Raw genomic sequence first — 19,777 nt, 5'->3', positions numbered from 1 at the left:
GCGAAACTTCCGGGGGGACCGAGTGACGCTACGTGGGCGGTTGACGGCGGCCTTCCTCGCGGTGGTCCTCGGCCCGGTCCTGCTCGGCGCGCTCTTCGTCGCCTCGACACTGCACTCCGTGGACCGTAGCCGCTCCACGGAACGGCTGGCCGTGGCCGCGGCCGCGGTGCGTACCTCCGTCGACGCGCTCTGCCAGCAGTTGCGTGCGGCGGCCGACGCGGTCGCGGTCAGCGGCGGCGACCCGGCGGGCGCCGCGGGCCAGGTGGTGAGCCGCGGCCTGGCCGCGGCGGTGGTGGTCAGCGACGTCTCCGGGCAGGTCACCTTCACCACGCCGGGTGCGCCGTCGGCCCCCTGGCAGGAGTGCGCGGGCGCGGCGACGAGCGGCCCGGTCCGCGCGCTGACGGTCCGGGTGGACCGGCGCGACCGCGGCGGCGCGACGCTCGGCACGGTGGCCGCGGCACAGCCCGTCGACCCGGCGTTCGTGGCCCGGCTGGCCGCGGTGACCGGCGTCGCGGTCACCCTGCTCGACGACGACGCCGGGCCCGCGCGGGTCAGCCACACGACCGAGGCGAGCGAGGTACGCGACGCCGTGCTGGCGGCCGCCGGCACGCTCGACGACGAGCAGGTCACCGAGACCGCCGACGGCCGGTACGTGCGCCGGATCGGCCCGTCGTCCGGTCAGCCGTTGCCGCTCGTGCTCTCGGTGCCCAGCGAACGGCCGCCCGGGCTGCACTCCGCGCTGGTCGCGGCCGTGGTGCTGGCCGCGCTGCTCGCCGTGCTGGCCGCGTGGCGGCTGGCCCGGGTGACCACCCGTCCCCTGGTCGAGCTGGCGGCGGCGGTCGACCGGGTCGCGCACGGCGACCTCGGCGCCCGGGTGCCGGTACGCAGCCGCGACGAGCTGGGCCGGCTCGCCGGGGCGTTCAACCGGATGACCCGGGAGACCGGTGCGTACGTGGCGGCGTTGACCAGCAGCCGCGACCAGCTGCGCGGGCACCTGGCCGTCCTCGGGGACACCCTGGCCAGCACCCACGACCTGCAACGCATCCTGCGGGTGATCCTGCACAGCGCGATCGCCGCGACCGGGGCCCGCGCCGGCGCCGTGCTGCTCGTCGACTCCGGTGGGGTGCTCGTCGCCCAGTGCACCGACGGGCTGGACGGGCGCTGGCCGACCGCGGACGGCCCCACGACCCTGCGGGTGCCCGTCGGCAGCGGCATCGTGGGCGCGGTCGCCGCCACCGGGGTGCCGTTGCGCGGCCGGATGGGCCCGGACGACGTACCGCCGGGAGAGCCGCGCTGCCGCACCTACGTCGCGGTGCCGTTCGCGACCCCGGCCGGTCCCGGCGGTCCGGCCGGTCCCGGCGGTCCGGCCGGTCCCGGCGGTCCGGCCGGTCCCGGTGCTTCCGGCGGAATCGGGACCTCCCGCGCGGACGCGCCCGCCCCTGGCGAGCCGGGACGGGGCGGCGAACCGGGACCGACCGGAGCATCCGGCAGGCCCCGTGAGGTCGGCGGGCCCGGCCAGGGCCCCGTGACCCCTGCCGGGCCCCCGGTCACCGGCGGACCCGACGACACGCCGACCGTCGAACTTCTCGGCGGCCGGGCGGGCGGCACGGACGGGGCCGCCGCGCTCGGCGTGCTCGCCCTCTACGACCGGCTCGGCGCGGACGAGTTCGACGACGACGACCTGGTCACGCTGCGGACCTTCGCCAGCCACGCCGCCGTGGCGGTGGAGAACGTGCGGATGCACGAGGAGGCGCAGCGGCTCTCGCTCACCGACCCGCTGACCGGGCTGTGGAACTACCGCTACCTGCGCGAATCCATCCGCCGGGAGGTCGAGCGGGCCAGCCGGTTCGGCCGGATGCTCAGCGTCCTGGCCCTGGACCTGGACCGGTTCAAGACCGTCAACGACACCTACGGGCACGCCGCCGGGGACACGGTGCTGGCCGAGTTCGCCCGCCGGGTGCGCGGCGAGATCCGCGAGGTCGACCTGGCCTTCCGGCAGGGCGGCGAGGAGTTCGTCCTGCTGCTGCCGGAGACCGACGCCCGCGGCGCGGCGATCGTCGCGGAGCGGCTCGGCGCGGTGATCCGGGACACCTCGATCGCGGTCGAGACGCACGCCGGGGCGCCCGTCCAGGTGCGGGTGACCGTCTCCGTCGGCATCGCCGTCTACCCCGACCACGCGGCCACCGGCCAGCAGGTGCTCGACGCGGCCGACGACGCGCTGTACGCCGCGAAGGCGGCGGGCCGGAACACCTACCGGGTGAGCACCCGCCGGCCGCTGACCGCCCGGGAACTGCCCGTGCCGGCGGCCGCCGTGAGCCCGCCGGACGGGCTGCCGCGAGCCGGCCGCGCCACCGTGCCCACCCGTGCCGAGCCGCTCGCGCCGGCCTGCGCGGACGCGGCGCCCGCGCAGGCCGGCACCGGGGACGACGCGCTCGGCCCGGCGCTCACCGGTCCCGACGTCACCCGCGCCGGACCCGGTGCCCCGCGACCCGCCTCCGGAGGCGGCGCGTCTTCCGGGCCACACCCGCCGCGGCAGAGCCGTGGCCGATAGTCTCGCGACATGTCGGTGCACTCAGCGAACTCCTCAGCGACGGCCGCCGCGACCGGTCGTTCCCGCGCGGTGAAGGCCGTGATCCCGGCCGCCGGTCTCGCCACCCGGTTCCTGCCAGCCACGAAGGCGGTGCCCAAGGAACTACTGCCGGTGGTCGACCGGCCGGTGTTGCAGTACATCGTCGAGGAGGCCACCCAGGCCGGCATCAACGACGTGCTGTTGATCACCGGACGGGGTAAGACCTCGATGGTGGACCACTTCGACCGCCGCCCCGACCTGGAGGCCCGGCTGGAGGAGAAGGGTGACGAGAAGACACTCGCCGCCGTGCGCCGCCCCAGCGAGCTTGCCGAGATCTACACCTGCCGGCAGCCGGAGCAGCTCGGCCTCGGCCACGCCGTGGGGTACGCCGAGTCGCACGTGGGCGACCAGCCGTTCGCGGTGCTGCTCGGCGACGAGTTCGTGAAGCTCGACCAGCCGCTGTTGCCGGCCATGCTGGAGCTCCAGGCCCGCACCGGCGGTGTGGTGCTCGCGTTCTTCGAGGTCGACCCGGCCGAGACGAAGCGCTACGGGATCGCGTCGGTCGAGCCCGCCGAGTCCGAGCTGACCGACATCGGAGAGGTCGTCAAGGTCACCGGCATGGTCGAGAAGCCCAAGCCGGAGGAGGCGCCGAGCAACCTCGCGGTCCTCGGCCGGTACGTGTTGCCGGGCCGGATCTTCGACGCGATCCGGCGTACGGAGCCGGGCAGCGGCGGCGAGATCCAGCTGACCGACGCGATGGAGCTGCTGCGCACCGAGGGCACACCGGTGCACGCGATCGTCTACCGGGGCACCCGCTACGACACCGGCATGCCGCTCGGTTACCTCCAGACGGTCGTGCAGATCGCCGCCGAGCGGGAGGACTTCGGCGCCGAGTTCCGCAAGTGGCTTGTCGACTTCGTCAACTCCGACGCGTCGGGCGGTTCCAATACATGACCGCGACGGCCGACGCCGAGGCGGCCGCGAACGAGTTGACGCCGCTCGCCGACTACCTGGGCAGTGTGCTGCGCAGGTTACGCGCGCTGCCTCCGCTCGACCTCGACCTCACCCAGGCGTACGGCAACGTCCTCGCTGAGGACGTCGTCGCGCCGCACGCGTTCCCGGCCTTCGACCAGGCGGCTGTGGACGGGTACGCGGCGCGCTGGGAGGACATCTCCGGCGCGGGCCGGGCCGCCGGTGGACGGGCGGTCCGGCTCAACGTCGTCGGCGACCTCGGCGCGGCCAGCTGGCGGCCGGTCCGGCTCACCCCGGGGTCCTGCTTCTCGGTGGCCGCCGGGGCGCCGCTGCCGATCGCCGCCGACGTCGTGGTGCCCGTGGAGTGGACCGACCAGGGCATGGCCGCGGTGGAGATCTACCGCACCCCCAAGCGGGGGTACGGGGTGCGCCGGGCCGGGGAGGAGCTGCCCGCCGGGGCGCTGCTCGCCCGGGCCGGCACGTACGTCACCCCGGCGCTGGTCGCGGTCTTCGCCGCCACGGGCATCGGGCACGTGGTGGTCCGCCCCAGCCCGCGGGTGGTCGTGGTGGCCACCGGCGACGAGCTGGTCGACGTGGGCCGGGGCAGCCAGCCCGGCCAGGTGGTGGACGCGAACTCGCACGCGCTGACCGCGGCGGCGGCCGAGGCCGGCGCGCTCGCGTACCGGGTCGGGATCTGCGACGACGACCCGGAGGGGCTGCGCGGGCTGCTGGAGGACCAGACCCTGCGCGCCGACCTGATCATCACGACCGGCGGCACCGGCACCGGCCCCGGTGACATGGTCCGCCGCATCCTCTCCCGCCGCGAGGGTGGCCGGGCCGGGCCGGTCACGTTCACCGACGTGGCGCTCTATCCCGGCACGGCGCTCGGGTTCGGCACGGTCGGGGCGGAGGAGGTGCCGGTGGTGTGCCTCCCCGGCGACCCGGGCGCGGCGCTGATCGGGTTCGAGGTGCTGGCCCGGCCGGCGATCCAGCTGCTCGCCGGCGCCGAGCCGGTGTTCCGGCCCAGCGTCCGGGCGCACCTGCTGGAGACGGTCTCGTCCCCCGGCGGGCTGCGCGAGTTCCGCCCCGCCCACGTGGCCGAGCGGCGCGGCGGCGGCTACACGGTCCAGCCGCTCAGCGGCGGGCCGTTCACCCTGGCCGGGCTCGCCGAGGCCAACGGGCTGCTCGTGCTCGGCGAGCGGGTCACCACGGCTGCCGCCGGTTCCACCGTGGACGTGCTCCTGCTGGACCGCCGGCGGTGACCGTGCCCGCCGGTTCGCCCCCGAGTCCCGAGTGGAGGACGTGCCGGGGGAGCCGGCGGAGCACCCTCGCGAGCCGTCGGGTCGTGGGCGTAGGGTCCGCCCCGTGAGCCTCTTCGGAACCGGACGCGCGCCCGGTTGGCCGGTCGTCCTGGTGGACGGTCCGGTGGTGCTGCGCCCGTACCGGCGGTCGGACGCTGCCGCCTGGTCGGAGGTGCGGCGGGCCAACCAGAGGTGGCTGGCGCCGTGGGAGTCGTCGTTGCCCGGCGACTGGGACGAGCTGAACTCCCGGGCCGCGTTCCGCTGGGTCTACCGCGACCAGAGGCGCTCGGCGCGTACCGGCGAGGGGATGCCGTTCGCCGTCTGCCTGCGCGAGGACGGGCAGGAGCGGCTCGTGGGGCACCTCAACCTCGGCAGCATCGTCCGGCGGGCGTTCTGTTCGGGGTACGCGGGCTACTGGGTCGACCACCGGGTCGCTGGCCGCGGGGTGATCCCCACCGCGCTGGCGCTCGCCGTGGACCACGCGTTCGGCCCGGGCGGCCTGCACCGGATCGAGGTCAACATCCGCCCCGAGAACCGGCCCTCCCGCCGGGTGGTGGAGAAGCTCGGCTTCCGCGAGGAGTCGTACCACGTGCGCTACATGCACATCGACGGTGCCTGGCGTGACCACATCGGATACGCGATGACCAGCGAGGAGGTCGCCGCCGAGGGCGGGCTGCTGGCCCGATGGCACCGCGTACGCGCCGGGGCCAGGTGAACCGTCCCACGCACGGGATCGGCGCGGCGCGTCGGCATCACGCTCCGTCGCCCGTAACCTCAAGTAACTGCAAGCTGTGGCAAGCGCTGCCCGTTCGTACGATCGACGCGGCCGACACCGGTCGGCGAAAGATCCTTCGGCCGGGCAGGGGTTGCTCCGAATTCGGTGACGGGAGGGGTGAGGGTGCCGACCTCGGTGCTCCTCGCCGTCCTCGCCGCCGCCGGCCTGCTCGCCCTCGCGCCGGCGCTCGTCCGCCGGTACGACGCCACCGAGCGGCTGGTGGCGGAGCGGGCGCAGTCGACGGCGCGGGTGCTCCAGCGCCAGCGCCGCCGCCGCACTGTGCCGGGACGGCGGCCGGTGCGCCCGCCGCGACACCTCGTCGTCATCCTCAGTGAAGATCCGGCCACGGGCCGTCTCGACAGGCCCGTCTCCGCGCCACCCGCCCCCGCGCGCCGCTCGGGGCGGCTGCGCGCCGTACCGCCCGCACCGAACCGGGCCCGCCGCCGGCCGCCGAGGCGCCGCCACACCCCGGCCGTCTACCGGCGCCGTCGGGTGCTCGCCGCGCTGCTGCTGCTCAACGGCGTCGAGCTGATCGGTGTCGTGGTGGTCGGCCCCGGGTTCTGGATCAGTTTCGCCGTCACGGGCACGCTGCTCGTGGCGTACGTCGTGCACCTGCGGCACCGTGCCATCGCCGACCAGCGCCGGCGGCGGGCGCGGGCCCGGGAGGCGGCCTGGCTGGCCGCCCGGCAGGCGGAGGTACGCCGGGAGCAGGCCCGCCGCGCGGCGGCCCGCCGGGAGGCGCAGCGCCGGCTCGCGGCCCAGCGGGAGGTCGTGCGCCGCGCCGCCATGGGCCTGGACCGGCCGGCCGACCTGCCGCCCGCGGCCAGCGGCGGCTCGGTCTCCTACCGGCGGGCCGGCGGCCTCCGCGGCCGTGCCTACGAGGCCGGCCGGGGCAGCCACACGGCCTGAGCGCCGCGTCCCCCCGGGCCCCTTCGGTGATCAACGCACGCTCGGCGAGCGGCCGCTTCGGGCCGGGACGCCACCGGATCGCCGACCCCGACCCGGGTGGACCAACGGCGCGCCTGCCGGGGGTGATTCGCGGTGGAGGCACCGGACCTGTTAGCCTTGTCGCCGGCCCGCCCGGTGAAAGCCGGGTGGGACCGACGCCGGCACGCCGGCGGAGGGGCTGTGGCGCAGACCGGTAGCGCACCTCGTTCGCATCGAGGGGGTCAGGGGTTCAAATCCCCTCAGCTCCACCCAACTTGAAGGCCGTTTCCGCTCGCCGGAGACGGCCTTTTCGATCTTGTGCAGCGGTGTCGCTGGGGGCGACACGTCGCTCTTCTACGTCAACCTCGGAGCTGTCCCTAGCCGGGGAGGACGTCGCTGGGGAAGCGCTCGTGGCCCAGCACCCGCAGCAGTTGGAGCTTCTCGTAGCCCTCGGTGCGCGGCGGCGCCGTGAGCACGAGCAGCGCCTGGGACTGGTCCTCGGTGAACAGCGCCTGGCAGTCCAGCTCGATCCCGCCGAGTTCGGGGTGGATGAGCGTCTTGTGGTCCTCGAAGCGCTTGCCGACCTCGTGCCGCTCCCACAGCCCGGCGAACTCGGGGCTGATCTTCCGCAGCGCCCGGACCAGCTCGCCGGCCCGCGACTGCGCGCCCATCGACCCGTACGCGGCGCGCAGGTTCGCCACCAGGGCCCGGCTCTGCCGGTCGCGGTCGTCCTCCGGGTAGTGCAGCCGCTCGGTCGGGTCGGTGAACCAGCGGTAGATCTCGCTGCGGGCCAGGCCGGTGTAGCCGGACTTGTCCCCGAACAGCGCCGCGGCCATCCGGTTCTGGACGAGCGTCTCCCCGAGGTTGGACAGGATCAGTGCCGGGGTGTCGTCGAGCCGGTCGAGCACGCGCAGCAATGCGGGCGCGACGTGCGTCGTGGCCGGCACGGTGGAGGGGGCGTTGCGCCCGGCCACCCGGAACAGGTAGTCGCGTTCGCTGCTGGTCAGCCGCAGCGCCCGGGCCAGCGACGCGAGCATCTGCTCACTCGGCTGCGGGCCGCGCTGCTGCTCCAGCCGGGTGTAGTAGTCGGTCGACATCGCGGCGAGCGACGCGACCTCCTCCCGCTTCAGCCCCCGGGCGCGGCGCCGTGGCCCCGGCGGCAGCCCGACGTCCTCGGGCTGCAGCGCCTCCCGGCGGTGGCGCAGGAAGTCGGCGAGTGCGGCGCGGTCCATGATCCCAGTATCCGCCGGGGGAGGGCGCGAACCAGGGATTGGCGGTCCCCCGACGAGCGCTCTCTGCCCCCGTTCCGCGCCGTCGCCCAGTCTCGAAGCATGAACATCTCCGGAAACACCATCTTCATCCCGGGCTCGACGAGCGGGATCGGTCTGGCCCTCGCCCTCCAGCTGCGCGCTCGTGGCAACACGGTCATCGTCGGCGGTCGCCGTACCGACCTGCTACGGCAGATCGCCGAGGAGCACCCGGGCATCGACACCGTGGAGATCGACACGGCGGACGCGGCGAGCGTGGACGCGGCGGCGAAGGAGGTGCTGGCGCGGCACCCGGACCTCAACGTCCTGATCACGATGGCCGGCATCATGCGCGTCGAGGACTGGCGCCGGCGGGAGACCTTCCTCGCGTCGGCGGAGTCGGTCGTGACCACGAACGTGCTCGGGCCGATCCGTCTCATCGCCGCCTTCATCGAGCACCTGCAGACCCGGCCGGACGCCACGATCGTCACCGTCTCCTCCGGTCTCGCGTTCAGCCCGCTGAAGGTCACCCCCAGCTACAACGCCTCCAAGGCCGCGATCCACATGCTGAGCGAGTCGCTGCGGCTCCAGCTGGCCGGCACGAGCGTCAAGGTGCAGGAGCTGGTGCCCCCGTCCGTGCGTACCGGGCTGGTGCCGGGTCAGGAGAGCAACGAGCTGGCCATGCCGCTCGACGAGTTCGTGACGGAGGCCGTCCACCTGCTGGAGACGCAGCCCGACGCCAGGGAGATCCACGTGGAGCGGGTGAAGTTCCTGCGCTTCGGTGAGGTGCGCGGCGACTACGACCAGGTCGTCGCGACGCTGAACGCGCACGACCCGCACGGGAAGTAGCGGGCGCCGGTGCGGGGCGCCCCGTGCCGCGAGCGGTGGTCCCGCCCGCCGGGATCACCGCTCGTCGAGGCGCCCCGAGCGCAGCTCCGTGCAGTGGGCGACCGTGGCGTCGTCCGGAACGAGACCGTCAGGGCCCGTGGTGGACCGGGCTTCGGCCAGCCGTACGCGGCGGATGATCTCGGCCGGCCCGGCGGCTGCCAGCAGATCCCGCAGGCCGGACCAGGTGGTCAGGCCGTACGGGCTGACGATGCGGCTGGCGCCGTTGCTGAGCAGCGCGACGCCGTCCAGGTCGTCGAGGGGCCGGCTGCCGCTCACCGCCTCCTCGGCCGCCCGCGGATCGTCCTTCGCGATCCAGTAGCCGCCCGGCTGGTTCCGGCGAACCCGCAGCGCCCGGGCGCAGGATTCCCGGACGCGGTCGTACTCCGGGGTGCCCCTCACCAGCCCGTCCAGGGGCGCGGAGCAGGCGCGCCGGGCGGCCACCTCACGCTCGTCCGTGACGACCTGCGGGTGGTCGCGGCCCGGGTCGAGGACGAGAAAGGTGTCCGCGAGCAGGAGATGCTCCAGGCGGCCCCGGTGGGCGCGGACGATCAGCACCGTGGCCTGCGGGCTGGCGGGGTGCCGGAGGTCGCAGGTGCCACGGTGACCGGCGGCTGTCTCGTCGATCGCGTCGGCGAGGACGGCCGCGAGGTCCGGCCCGTCGTCCCGCGACAGCCGGCCGAGCAGCGCACCACCGAGCCGCCGGACATACCAGGCGACGCCGTGGGAGCAGATCGACCCGGTGCCGGGGATGCCCGCGCCGTCGAGCAGCACCGCGGCGCCGGGCACCGCGCCCGCGAAGTCCTCGTTCGGCCGGCCGGTCCGACCGGCGCTGGTCGCCATGCTGACGCGCACTCGAAAAGCTCCTCGGGCCCGGCATCGCCGTACCCCAGCATCGTCCCGGTCCGGGCGGGACACCTCAACGTGGGGCGCTAGCGTCCGACGCTGATCCGGTCGGCCGCGTACAGCTCGCGGGAGCCGTCGGCCCGGAAGATCACGATGACCGGGATGCCCTCGCCGATCCCCAACTCCCGCCGCTCGGTCGCGGTCGGCATCCGGGCGGAGGCCGTGTCGCCCTTGAGCAGGGTGACCGTCTCGGCCGGCTCACCGGCGCGGACGAAGGCGCCGCGCGGCGGGTCCTCGACGACGAGGCCTTCCGACCGGAGCAGGGCCACGGCCTCGCGGACGCTGGTGCGGCTCAGCCCGTGCTCCTCCATCAGCCGCGACTCGCTGGGCAGCGACGCGCCGGGCGCGAGATCACCGGACGTGATCTGGTCACGCAGCAGGTCGGCGAGCTGCTGGTGCACGGCCCGATCGGCGCTGGGGTCGATCACGGATGACACGCTACGTGCCGGCCCGCCCGCGGTCGGGCCGTATCGGCGGCGCTCCGTCGTTACGGTGACTGCTGCCGGTTTTGTCCCCTACACCCCGATCGGTGACAGAGTGAACGCCATGGCGACTGATCGGGCATCCGGTGTCGACGACCCGGGCTACGCGGCCGCGCTGGACACGGCGGAGCGACTCCTGGGCTTCCGCCTGGAGCGCTTCCTCGGCCCCACCCCCGGCGAGCCCGCCAACGGCGCCGACTTCAAGCGCATCGCCACGACGCACGCCTTCGGCGACGTCTGGCCCCGCACCGAGCACCTCGACACGCCGACGCGAGCGCTCGTCTCCGTGGCCATCGCGGCTGCGCTCGGCCTCTCCGAGCCGCTACGCGGTCAGCTCCGCATCGCGCTCCACGCCGGCGCCACCCGGGAGTCGGTCGTCGAGGTCTTCCTCCAGATCGCGGTGTACGCCGGCGTGGCGCGCGCGTTCGACGGCTACCAGATCGCCGCCGAGGTGTTCGCGGAGAATCCGCGGCGCTGAGCGGCTGTCCCGGCCCGCCTAGCGCAGCGACCGGAACCCGGCGCGGATCTCCTCCGAGAGCAGCTGCGGCTGCTCCCACGCGGCGAAGTGCCCGCCCCGGTCGAGCCGGTTGTAGTGGATGAGGTTCGGATACGCCTGCTCGGCCCAGCTGCGCGGCGCCTGGTAGAGCTCGTCGGGGAAGACGCTCACGGCGGTCGGGACCGAGACGCCCTTGGTGGCGAAGAACGAGAGCTTGTTCTCCGCGTACAGGCGGCCGGCGGAGACCGCCGTGTTCGTGAGCCAGAAGAGCGTCATGTTGTCGAGGACGTCGTCCCGGGACAGACCTTCCGGCTGCCCCGCGAAGGATCGGGAGATCAGTGCCAGGCTGGCCGCGTCGTGGTCGAGCAGGAACGCCGCCATGCCGACCGGCGAGTCCGCGAGGGCCGTCAGCGTCTGCGGACGCGACGCCGAGATGACCGCGTAGCCGACGTGCTTCCAGACGAAGTCCAGCTGCTCGCAGGCGCGCATCTCCTCGTCCGACAGGTTGGCCGGCAACCTGCTCATGGCGTTGGTCGCGCCGGTGATGTCGGATTGGAACAGCGCGTCGATCTCGGGCGGCACGGTGCCGGGCATGTTGGTGTGGATGCCCAGCAGCTCCGGCGGCGCCTGCACACCCATCAGGTCCGTGACGATCGCGCCCCAGTCGCCGCCCTGCGCCACGAACCGGTCGTATCCCAGGCGCCTCATCAGCTCGATCCAGGCCCGGGCGATCCGCTCCGGCCCCCAACCGGTCGTGGTCGGCTTGCCGGAGAAGCCGTAGCCGGGCATCGACGGGATCACCAGGTGGAACGCGTCGGACGCGGCGCCGCCGTGCGTCGTCGGGTCCGTGAGTGGCCCGACGATCTTCAGCTGTTCGATGATCGAGCCGGGCCATCCGTGCGTGACGATGAGCGGCAGGGCGTTCTCGTGCCGTGAGCGCACGTGGACGAAGTGGATGTCGAGCCCGTCGATCTCGGTGATGAACTGCGGAAGCGCGTTCAGTCTCGCCTCGACCCCGCGCCAGTCGTACTCCCTCTCCCAGTAGCGCGCTACCTCCTGGATCAGCCCGAGCGGCACGCCCTGCGACTGGTCGGGCACGGTCTCCTTCTCCGGCCAGCGGGTGGCCGCGATGCGCGCGCGCAGATCCTCGAGTTGCCGCTCGGGGATCTCCACCGTGAACGGCCGCATCTGGGCGGTGCCGGCCGGCGCTTCGGTCTTGACAGCCATGCGTGCCTGCCTCTCCGTTTCGGCTCGCCGGAGGTCGAGCGGTACCCCTGGTCCTCCTGCTGCGACGGACGGCGTCTCCCCAGGTACGTGCCCTCGACCGGGCAAGCCGCTCCGATCGGAGCGTAAAACTCTTCACGTTCATCTCGGGGCGGTACGGGGATTTCCAGGCCGCGGGCCCGCCCCGGCCGGCACGGCGGCTGGTTGAATCTCGACATGGAGGATCAGCCGCTGCTGTCCGCCGACGAACTGCTGGACGTCGTCGACGAGCACGACCGGGTGGTGGGGCAGGCGCGGCGCGCCGAGGTGTACGCGAAACGGCTGCGGCACCGCTGCGCGTTCGTCCTGGCGAGGGACGCGGAGGGGCGCGTCTTCGTGCACCGCCGCACGGACCGGAAGCTCGTCTTCCCGTCGCTCTACGACATGTTCGTCGGCGGCGTGGTCGGCGCGGGCGAGTCGTACGACGAGGCCGCGCTGCGTGAGGCCGAGGAGGAGCTGGGCGTACGGGGGCTCCCCGCACCGGTGCACCTGTTCACGTTCCTCTACGAGACGCCCGAGCACAGCTGGTGGTCCGCCGTCTACGAGGTGCGCTGCCCCTCGACCGTCGAGCCGCAGACCGACGAGGTCGCCTGGTACGCGTTCCTTCCCGAGGACGAGGTGACGCGGCGGCTGGCCGAGTGGCCGTGGGTGCCCGACGGCCTGGCGGCGTACCGGCGGCTGCTCGCCTGGCGCGGCGCGCACGCCGTCGGCGACCCGGACGGCGCGCGCTGACCCGACGGCCGACGGGCGCGGGGGCCGGCTCACGGAGCCGGCCCCCGCGCGCCGTCAGGGCCGCCAGGATCCGGCGGTCTGGAAGCGGTGCAGGTACTCGATCACGCCGTCCTTGTCCGCCACGTTGAAGACGACCGTGCCGGTCCGGGTGCGGCCCGCGGTGACCTCGCCCGGGTCGAGGTTCTTGCCGCAGCCGGAGAACATCCCGGCGATGGCGTTCGTCTCCGTGCCGTCCGCCGCGACCCATTGGAAGAAGAGCGGGTTCACCGAGGCGCTGCCCTTGGTGACCTCGATGGTGACGTCCGCGATCAGGTAGACGCCCTTGTCCGGTTCCGGCGCGAACGAGGTGCAGCCCTTCGTCCTGGTGCTGACCTTCGTCACGGTGATCTCGACGGCGCTGTCGTCGTCCGTGATCACCAGCGTGTCCCCGATCGCCATGTTCCGCGTCTCGCCGTCGGTCGTCCCGCTCGCGCCGTCGCTGGGTTCGGCGGGAAGGGTCGGCGCGGCGGTCGGCGCCCCGCCGGCGTCCGTGGTCGTGCCCGGGGTGGGCAGCGACTCGGCGATCTCGTCCGCCTGGTTCGCGCCGTAGATCAACGCCGCGCCGCCGCCCACGCAGCAGAGCAGCCCCAGCACGGCCACCACGATGAGCACGATGAGCAGGGTTTTGTTCGACTTCTTCTGCGGCGGCTGCGGTCCACCCGGCGGGAAGCCCGCCCCACCAGGTGGGAAGCCCGTCCCACCAGGCGGATATCCGCCGGGCGTCGCGGTGTAGGGGGCCTGCGGCGGGTACGGCCCGGGCGGCGTCGGCTGGTGTGCACCCGGCGCGGCCCACGGACTCCCGGCGACCGGGGGCTGCGGTGCCCCGGACACCGGCGGCTGGGGTGTGCCGGGCGCGGCCCACGGACTCCCGGAGACCGGGGGTTGCGGCGCGCCGGAGACCGGCGGCTGCGGCGCGGCCCACGACTCGCCGGGCGCGGGCGGGGCGGAGGTGGGCGGCTGCGGCGCGCCGGCGAGCGGCGCGGTGGGAGCCGGCGGTGGCGCAGTCGGTGCCGCCCACGGGCTGGTCGGTGCCGGCGGTTGTGGGGCGCCGGAGACCGGGGTGCCCGGGACCGGCTGCTGGGGAACCGTGGGCACCTCGCCGGGCTGCGAGGCACCGCCGATCGGCCCCCAGGGGTTGTGCGGCATCGGCGTGGTCGCGTCCGCCGAGGCGGCCGGCGGCATCGCCACGGTCGAATCGCCGGAGGCGGACGGGGCGGCGGGCATCGCGACGGTCGGGTCGGCCGGGGCCGGCGGCATCGGGGTGGTCGCCTCACCGGAGGCGGGCGGGGCCGCGGGCATCGCCACGGTCGGATCGGCCGGCGCGGGCGACATCGGCAGGGTCGCGTCGCCGGGCGCCGGCTGCATCGGAACGGTCGCCTCACCGGCGGTCCCGCCCTGCGGCGCCGGCGGCATGGGGGCCGTCGGGAACGCCTCGGTCGGCGGCTCCGGGTGCGGCTGGTCGGGGTCGTGCGGCCGGGGCGGCTCGGGGTGGCTCACCGTGCTCCTTGATGGTGGCGTGGGAGGGCGGGACCCGCCGACGCTACCGCGCGCGGGCAACGCGCTCCGCCCCGCGTGAGCCCGGCGGCCGACGGTCAGGGCAGGAGGAGCACCGCGGCGGTGCGGACCAGCCCGTCGGCCACCGTGAACCGGCCGCGTACGGTCGTCGGCGGCGCCTCGACGGGCGCGGCGTCGACGCGGGCGGGCGCGATCCGGGCGGTGAACGCGCCGGCCTCCGGGTCGATCTCCAGCCGGGCGTCGGCGAAGTCGAGCCAGGTGCCGACCACCGGGTGCCACACCTTGTAGACGGTCTCCTTCGCGCTGAACAGCACGGCCGGCCAGGAGACGCCGCCGGGCAGGCGGGCGAGGTGCTCCTCCTCCTCGGGCAGGCAGATCAGCCGGCGTACCCCCGCGCTCAGCTCCCGGTGCTGCTCCGCGTCCATCCCCACCGAGCGGACCTCGCTGCTGCGGGCCGCGGCCGCCGCGCAGTAGCCGCGCGTGTGGGTGATGGTGCCGACCACTCCGGCCGGCCAGAGCGGCGCCCGGTCGGCGGCGGCCGGCACCGGTGCCACCGGCAGTCCGAGGGCCGTCATGGCCCGCCGGGCGCAGACCCGCCCGGCGGTGAAGTCCCGTCGCCGGCTCTCCACCGCGCGTTCGCTGAGGCAGGCCAACTCCTCCGCGAGCAGGTGGCCGGTCCAGTCGTCGGGGCCCGCCACGGCGACCGCGACCTCGGGCGGCAGGAGGTCACGCACGGCCCGTCACACCGGCGTACGCCCGGCCGACATCGACCCGATGACCCGGCCCGCGACCGGTGCCGTGCCGGCTGTCCCGCGCGGACCGTTGCACCGACCGCGCGAATTCCGGGCCAACCGTCAACTTTCTGACTGTCATGAATGGCCAAAGTACCGGAAGCATGTAACACCGGATCGTCTCGAAGCGCTGAGGTCCACGCGCGGCACGGGGGAGATCGTTGGCCGCCGCGATCGATCCCGAGCCGGCCGAGGCGTTCGGCCCTGTGAGGAACCGAGAGGGAGTGCGATGACCCGTGGTGCGGAGCCGCCCGGCCCGGCGAGCGACGAACACGCCCCCGTGACGCCCGGCTGGAGCTGCGGCTCCTGCGGGGAGGAGTGGCCCTGCGCGACGAAGCGCGGCCGGCTGCTCCAGGAGTACGGCGACCGGGCGACGCTCAGCGTCTATCTCGGGTCCTGCCTCGCCGCCGCCAGCGAGGACCTTCGCGCCGGCTCGGTGAGTGCGCTCCAGGACCGGTTCATCGGGTGGCTGCCCCGAGGTCCGCGGACAAACTGACCTTCCGTCCGCCGGTTCCGCCCCGGGCTCGGTGGCCCGGGGCGGAACCGGTCGCGGATGGCGCCGCCGGCTGGTCGCGCCGGTGCGGACGCGTCAGCCGCGCCGCGGACGGCGGGACGGCCGGTCAGCGCGAAGGCGGCGGCGCCGGTGCGGACGCGTCAGCCGCGCCGCGGACGGCGGGTCAGCGCGAAGCCGACCACGCCGGCCACCGCGGCGAGGACGCCACCGACGCTGGTCCAGATCCAACGGGAGCCCAGCGCGGGCAACAGGTCGTCCAGCCAGCCGCCCTGCTCCTGCGCGTCCGCCGCCGGTGCGGCGGCCCGCTCGTCGGTGAGCAGCGCGCCGGCGCGGGTGTTCGGGACCAGCGGTACGGCCAGTTCGCCGTCGTCGGCCGGTACACCGCCCTCGCCGTCGGTGCCCACCAGCAGCTCCACCTCGACCGGTGCGCCGAGGTCCGGCTCCGGGATGTCGGTGACCGAGAGCCGGATGTAGTAGGTGCCGGGCAGCGGGTCGCCGGACCAGGGCTCCGCCCACGGTCGTACCTCACGCAGGGTGCAGCCGAGCGCGGTGCTCTCGGCCGTCGCGTCGACCGTCGGGGTCTGCGCCCCGGCCGTGCACGCCTGCCGGCGACGCAGGCCGTCGAAGATCTCGATGGTCCACGTGGAGGCGCCGCTGCGGTCGCGGGGGAAGGAGATCGCCGCGGTGATGTCGTGCACCTGCCCGGCCTTGGCGTCGAACGACCAGTAGAGGTAGTCGCCCGTGGAGGCGTCGACCCGGACCGGCTGGCCCGCGGAGATCGCCGTGGCGGTGAGGAACGAGGTGCCGGCCCGCGTCACCGTCGCCGCGCCGGGGGACGGGGTCGGCGGGTCGGTCGGCGCGGCGAGCGCCGCGGCGGGCAGCAGCGTGGCCCCGGCGGTGGCCACCAGCCCCGCCAGCGACCGGGTCAGAGTGGTACGCACGCTCACTTCTCCCTCCAGGTGGCCACCCACCAGCGGGTGAGCAGTCCGGCCAGCAGGCCGGTGACCAGGCCGGCCAGGGTGAGCAGGGCGAGCAGCGCCCAGCCCCGGCCGAGGTCGGGGCCCTCGGGAGCGGGCGAGGCGGCCACCACGTCGACGGTCAGCTCGACCGGCATGCCGGGGCTCGTCCCGGTCCCGGCACGCGGGGCGAACGAGTTGCTGACCACCAGGCACACGGTCGTCGGCGCCGCCGCCTCCGGGTCGGTCGCCGCATCGTCGTCGCGCCCGCCGTCGTCGCGGTCGTCCGTGTCCTCGTCCCGGTCGTCCGACCAGCGCAGGCCGGCGGAGACGACGTCTGCCCGACCGCTGCCCGCGTCCGCGCCGCGTACCAGCTCGCGGCCGTCCGTCGCCACGGCCCGCAGCAGTACGCCGTAGTCCGGGTTGACCGGCCGGTCCAGCGCGACGCTCACCGAGGCCCGCAGCTCCTGGCCCGGCCGGACCGGGACCCGGTACCAGCGGTGCTCGGAGAACTTCTCCCGGTCGGTGTAGACGCCGGGGGCGAGCAGCGGCGCGCCCTCGCAGACCGCGCCGCCGCCGACCACGGTCGGCGTCCGCGTGTAGGTCTCCCGGGCGCGGTCCACCAGCTGCTTGATCCGGTTGGTCAGCTGGTCGGTGCTCTGCGCCGCGGTGTACGTGCCACCGGTGGCGGCGGCGATGCAGAGCAGCTGCCGGCGCACCTTCTCGTCGGGAGCCAGTCCCAGCGTGTCCACCACCAGGCGGGTGCCCTGGGCGGCCAGCTCGCGGGCGACCTCGCACGGGTCGGGCGGGGCGCAGGTGTCCTCCCCGTCGGTGATCAGCACGATCCGGCGGGTGGTGGCGCCGGTGCCGAGGTCCTGGGCGGCCGCGCGCAGGGCGAGCCCGACCGGGGTGAAGCCCGTCGGTCGCAGTGTGGCCACGGCGTCCTTCGCCTGGACCCGGTTCACCGGGCCGACCGGGACGATCTGCTGGGTGTCCTGGCAGCCGACCTTCTTGTCGTCACCCCTGTACGTCGCGCCGAGTACCCGGATGCCGAGCTGGGTCTCCTCCGGCAGCGCGTCGACGACCTCGTTGAACGCCTGCTGGGCCACCGAGATCCGGCTGCGGCCGTCGATGTCGCGGGCCCGCATCGAGCCGCTCACGTCGAGGACCAGCTCCACCCGGGGTGGCTCGGCGGGAGTCGGCTCGTCGGCCACCGCGGGCACCGGCCCGAGCAGCGCGGAAGCCACCACCAGTCCGGCGAGGACGGTGGTGCCACGTCTTAAGTTGATCACCGGGCGAAGTGTAGTGAGGTCCACATTGGATGATCATCCGGGTGGGGCGGCGCTGCCGGGCGCCGCGACGGCCCGGCGGGGGTGGCCGTGCCCCTGGTCCGGGCCTGGGGGGCGGATACCACTCGATCCAGGAGACAGCGCGGTCGTGGCGCGGGCGCGGTCACTGTCCAGCAGGGACGTGCCGGACGCTTGACCGTGACCCACCGTCAGCTGCTGATTCGTTCCCGTCACCACTGGGGTGTCCGTCGGAAATCTGACCCAAGTCGACCCGTTGTGCCGGTGGTGCCCGGTGGTTAAGCTTTTCGTGCGCGCCCCAATCGCCCGCTTCCCCCGTGGCAGGCGATCGGGGCGCGCTTCTACGTCTCACGGGCCCGGCCGCGTGCGCGTCCGGACCCGTCGGCGTCCGACGGTCGCCGTCAGATCCAGCGGCCGCCCAGCCACATCCGGGCCGACCAGTCCGCGTACGGCATGACGGTGCCGACGAAGATCGGATGGAAGTACGCGAAGCAGAGCGCCACGAGCAGGACGTAGGCGCCCGCGATGACGCTGCCGATCAACCGCCGGTCGTACCCCGCTCCGCCCGTTTCGCGGCTCTCGGCGACCCCCGCCCCGGCCGGCGAGATGATCGCGCCGAGCACGTAGACCACCGCCAGCACCAGGAACGGCAACGCCGGCGCGGTGTAGAAGGAGAACATCGTGCGGCCCTCGGTCACCGCGAACCAGAACCAGGGGAGCAGGCCGGCGGCCACGCAGAGCAGGATCGCCCCGGCCCGCCAGTCGCGGCGTGCCAGGCCGAGCCAGGCGACCGCCACCAGGGCCGGCAGGAACGACCACCAGAGCAGCGGGGTGCCCAGCAGCAGGACCTCCGAGGCGCAGCTCGCCGCGCCGCAGGGGCCGTTGCTCGACCAGTGGAACGCCACCGGGCGGCCGAGGAGGAGCCACTGCCACGGCCAGGACTGGTACTTGTGCGGGTCGTCCAGCTGCGAGTGGAACCCGTACGCCGCCTGGTGGTACTCGAAGAGGTTGATCAGCGGCCCGATCACGGGTCTGTCGCTGAGCGGGGCGCCCGGGTAGTTGGCGGCGAGGCGGTAGTAGCCGTCGTCGGTGAAGAGCCAGCCGGACCAGGTGGCCAGGTAGGTGACGACCATCAGCACTCCGGCCAGCGCCAGCCAGGGCACCTCGTCCAGGAGCGCGGACCGCCACGGCCGGCGCACTCCCGCGGAGCGGCGCAGGCCGACCGACCAGAGGATCACCAGCAGCGCGAACGCCGGCAGGAAGTAGAGCGCGCTCCACTTGACGGCGCAGGCGCAGCCGAACAGCACCCCGGCGGCGAGCCGCCACCACGGCCAGCCCCGCCATCCGTCGGCCGGTCGCCCGGCCCGCCCCGGCTCGGTCGGGTCCAGCCCCGCGTCGAGGGCGCGCGCCCACTGGCGCCGGCGGGCGTCGCGGTCGAGCACCAGCGCGCCGAACGCGGCCAGCACGAAGAAGAGCAGGAAGATGTCGAGCAGCGCCGTGCGGGAGAGCACGAGGTGGAAGCCGTCCAGGGCGAGGAGCAGGCCGGCGGCGCAGCCGAGCGCGGTGGACCGGAACAGCCGCCGACCGATCCGCACGAGCAGCAGCACCGACAGGGTGCCGATGACCGCCGCCGAGAAGCGCCACCCGAACTCGGGCGCGGTGGTGAGGAGGTGCCCCGGCACCGAGATGCCGCTCTCCGCGTCCTGGTAGCCGAAGGCCCACTCCCCGAGCCCGATGAGCCACTTGCCCAGCGGCGGGTGCACCACGTACGACGGGCCGCCGTCCTTGTAGTTCCACTCGACGCCACGGGAGATGAGCCCGTACGCGTCCTTGGCGTAGTAGGTCTCGTCGAAGATCTTTCCCGGCGGGTCGGCGAGGCCGACGAAGCGCAGGATGCCGGCGATCAGCACGACGACGCCGGTGGCCAGCCACGACCGCCCGTCGAGCCGCGCGTCGATCGTGGCCAGGCGGGCGCGGACGACGCCGGGGACCGTCGCGGGGGTCGTGGCGGCCGGTCCGCCCTCGCCCGTACGCTCCGACGCCACCCGGGCCGCGTTCGCGCTCTGTGCTGTCGACGCACTCGTCACCCGGCGATCGTAG

General features: G+C 74.6%; 18 protein-coding genes and 1 tRNA gene. 10 read left to right on the top strand and 9 right to left on the bottom strand.

From position 1 onward, the window contains the following. The first annotated feature begins 22 nt into the window (after positions 1-22). The 6 genes from SM573_RS06355 to SM573_RS06330 all read left to right on the top strand — a co-directional run bounded on the left by SM573_RS06355 (position 23) and on the right by SM573_RS06330 (position 6,813). Positions 23-2,551 carry a diguanylate cyclase gene (locus tag SM573_RS06355; protein ID WP_474615668.1) on the top strand — a complete coding sequence of 843 codons (2,529 nt, stop codon included), beginning with the start codon at positions 23-25 and terminating at the stop codon, positions 2,549-2,551. A gap of 9 nt (positions 2,552-2,560) precedes the next feature. After that, positions 2,561-3,523, top strand: coding sequence for a UTP--glucose-1-phosphate uridylyltransferase (locus SM573_RS06350; protein WP_474611592.1), 963 nt, complete (start codon positions 2,561-2,563; stop codon positions 3,521-3,523). Continuing rightward, positions 3,520-4,803, top strand: coding sequence for a molybdopterin molybdotransferase MoeA (locus SM573_RS06345; RefSeq protein WP_474611593.1), 1,284 nt, complete (start codon positions 3,520-3,522; stop codon positions 4,801-4,803). The genes SM573_RS06350 and SM573_RS06345 overlap by 4 nt, the downstream gene beginning before the upstream one ends. A 103-nt stretch (positions 4,804-4,906) precedes the next feature. Next, positions 4,907-5,557 carry a GNAT family N-acetyltransferase gene (locus SM573_RS06340; RefSeq protein WP_474611594.1) on the top strand — a complete coding sequence of 217 codons (651 nt, stop codon included), beginning with the start codon at positions 4,907-4,909 and terminating at the stop codon, positions 5,555-5,557. Positions 5,558-5,734: 177 nt separating this feature from the next. Further along, on the top strand, positions 5,735-6,526 hold the full coding sequence (gene sepX / locus SM573_RS06335; RefSeq protein ID WP_474615667.1) for a divisome protein SepX/GlpR: 792 nt from the start codon (positions 5,735-5,737) through the stop codon (positions 6,524-6,526). Between the two features lie 213 nt (positions 6,527-6,739). Next, positions 6,740-6,813: transfer RNA gene (locus SM573_RS06330), tRNA-Ala, on the top strand. A gap of 108 nt (positions 6,814-6,921) precedes the next feature. On the opposite strand, the gene SM573_RS06325 is transcribed toward SM573_RS06330, so the two are convergent. Next, a complete protein-coding gene (locus tag SM573_RS06325; RefSeq protein ID WP_474611596.1) occupies positions 6,922-7,776 on the bottom strand; it encodes a helix-turn-helix transcriptional regulator in 855 nt (284 codons plus the stop codon). Positions 7,777-7,875: 99 nt separating this feature from the next. On the opposite strand from SM573_RS06325, the gene SM573_RS06320 reads away from it, so the two are divergent. Beyond that, positions 7,876-8,640, top strand: coding sequence for an SDR family oxidoreductase (locus tag SM573_RS06320; RefSeq protein WP_474615666.1), 765 nt, complete (start codon positions 7,876-7,878; stop codon positions 8,638-8,640). Positions 8,641-8,694: 54 nt separating this feature from the next. Here the strand turns inward: SM573_RS06320 and SM573_RS06315 are convergent, their stop codons facing one another. Beyond that, on the bottom strand, positions 8,695-9,531 hold the full coding sequence (locus SM573_RS06315) for a hypothetical protein (protein WP_474615665.1): 837 nt from the start codon (positions 9,529-9,531) through the stop codon (positions 8,695-8,697). 77 nt (positions 9,532-9,608) lie between these two features. Further along, positions 9,609-10,010 carry a winged helix-turn-helix domain-containing protein gene (locus SM573_RS06310; RefSeq protein ID WP_474615664.1) on the bottom strand — a complete coding sequence of 134 codons (402 nt, stop codon included), beginning with the start codon at positions 10,008-10,010 and terminating at the stop codon, positions 9,609-9,611. 118 nt (positions 10,011-10,128) lie between these two features. On the opposite strand from SM573_RS06310, the gene SM573_RS06305 reads away from it, so the two are divergent. Next, the gene (locus SM573_RS06305) at positions 10,129-10,542 is read left to right on the top strand and encodes a carboxymuconolactone decarboxylase family protein (protein WP_474615663.1); all 414 of its coding nucleotides are present in this window, start codon (positions 10,129-10,131) and stop codon (positions 10,540-10,542) included. Positions 10,543-10,560: 18 nt separating this feature from the next. On the opposite strand, the gene SM573_RS06300 is transcribed toward SM573_RS06305, so the two are convergent. Then, a complete protein-coding gene (locus SM573_RS06300) occupies positions 10,561-11,787 on the bottom strand; it encodes an epoxide hydrolase family protein (RefSeq protein ID WP_474615662.1) in 1,227 nt (408 codons plus the stop codon). A gap of 213 nt (positions 11,788-12,000) precedes the next feature. Here SM573_RS06300 and SM573_RS06295 point away from each other — a divergent pair, with 213 nt between their 5' ends. Then, complete coding sequence (locus SM573_RS06295) at positions 12,001-12,555, top strand: NUDIX hydrolase (RefSeq protein WP_474615661.1); 555 nt, start codon at positions 12,001-12,003, stop codon at positions 12,553-12,555. A gap of 54 nt (positions 12,556-12,609) precedes the next feature. On the opposite strand, the gene SM573_RS06290 is transcribed toward SM573_RS06295, so the two are convergent. Next, complete coding sequence (locus SM573_RS06290) at positions 12,610-14,091, bottom strand: DUF4352 domain-containing protein (RefSeq protein ID WP_474615660.1); 1,482 nt, start codon at positions 14,089-14,091, stop codon at positions 12,610-12,612. A 95-nt stretch (positions 14,092-14,186) separates the two neighbouring features. Then, positions 14,187-14,843, bottom strand: coding sequence for a 4'-phosphopantetheinyl transferase family protein (locus SM573_RS06285; RefSeq protein WP_474611604.1), 657 nt, complete (start codon positions 14,841-14,843; stop codon positions 14,187-14,189). A 286-nt stretch (positions 14,844-15,129) separates the two neighbouring features. Here SM573_RS06285 and SM573_RS06280 point away from each other — a divergent pair, with 286 nt between their 5' ends. After that, entirely contained in the window at positions 15,130-15,396 is a 267-nt protein-coding gene (locus tag SM573_RS06280; RefSeq protein ID WP_474611605.1) for a hypothetical protein, read from the top strand. 158 nt (positions 15,397-15,554) lie between these two features. Here SM573_RS06280 and SM573_RS06275 read toward each other — a convergent pair whose 3' ends face one another. From SM573_RS06275 to SM573_RS06265, 3 genes are all read right to left on the bottom strand, one after another. Beyond that, complete coding sequence (locus SM573_RS06275; RefSeq protein WP_474615659.1) at positions 15,555-16,355, bottom strand: peptidase; 801 nt, start codon at positions 16,353-16,355, stop codon at positions 15,555-15,557. Between the two features lie 2 nt (positions 16,356-16,357). Beyond that, positions 16,358-17,662 carry a VWA domain-containing protein gene (locus SM573_RS06270; protein WP_474611607.1) on the bottom strand — a complete coding sequence of 435 codons (1,305 nt, stop codon included), beginning with the start codon at positions 17,660-17,662 and terminating at the stop codon, positions 16,358-16,360. A gap of 416 nt (positions 17,663-18,078) precedes the next feature. Then, positions 18,079-19,722, bottom strand: coding sequence for a dolichyl-phosphate-mannose--protein mannosyltransferase (locus SM573_RS06265; protein WP_474615745.1), 1,644 nt, complete (start codon positions 19,720-19,722; stop codon positions 18,079-18,081). Positions 19,723-19,777: the final 55 nt, after the last annotated feature.

The sequence above is a fragment of the Micromonospora xinjiangensis genome, from assembly GCF_056150165.1.
The sequence above is the reverse complement of the archived record's forward strand: the minus strand, read 5'-3'. Positions and strand labels throughout refer to the sequence as shown.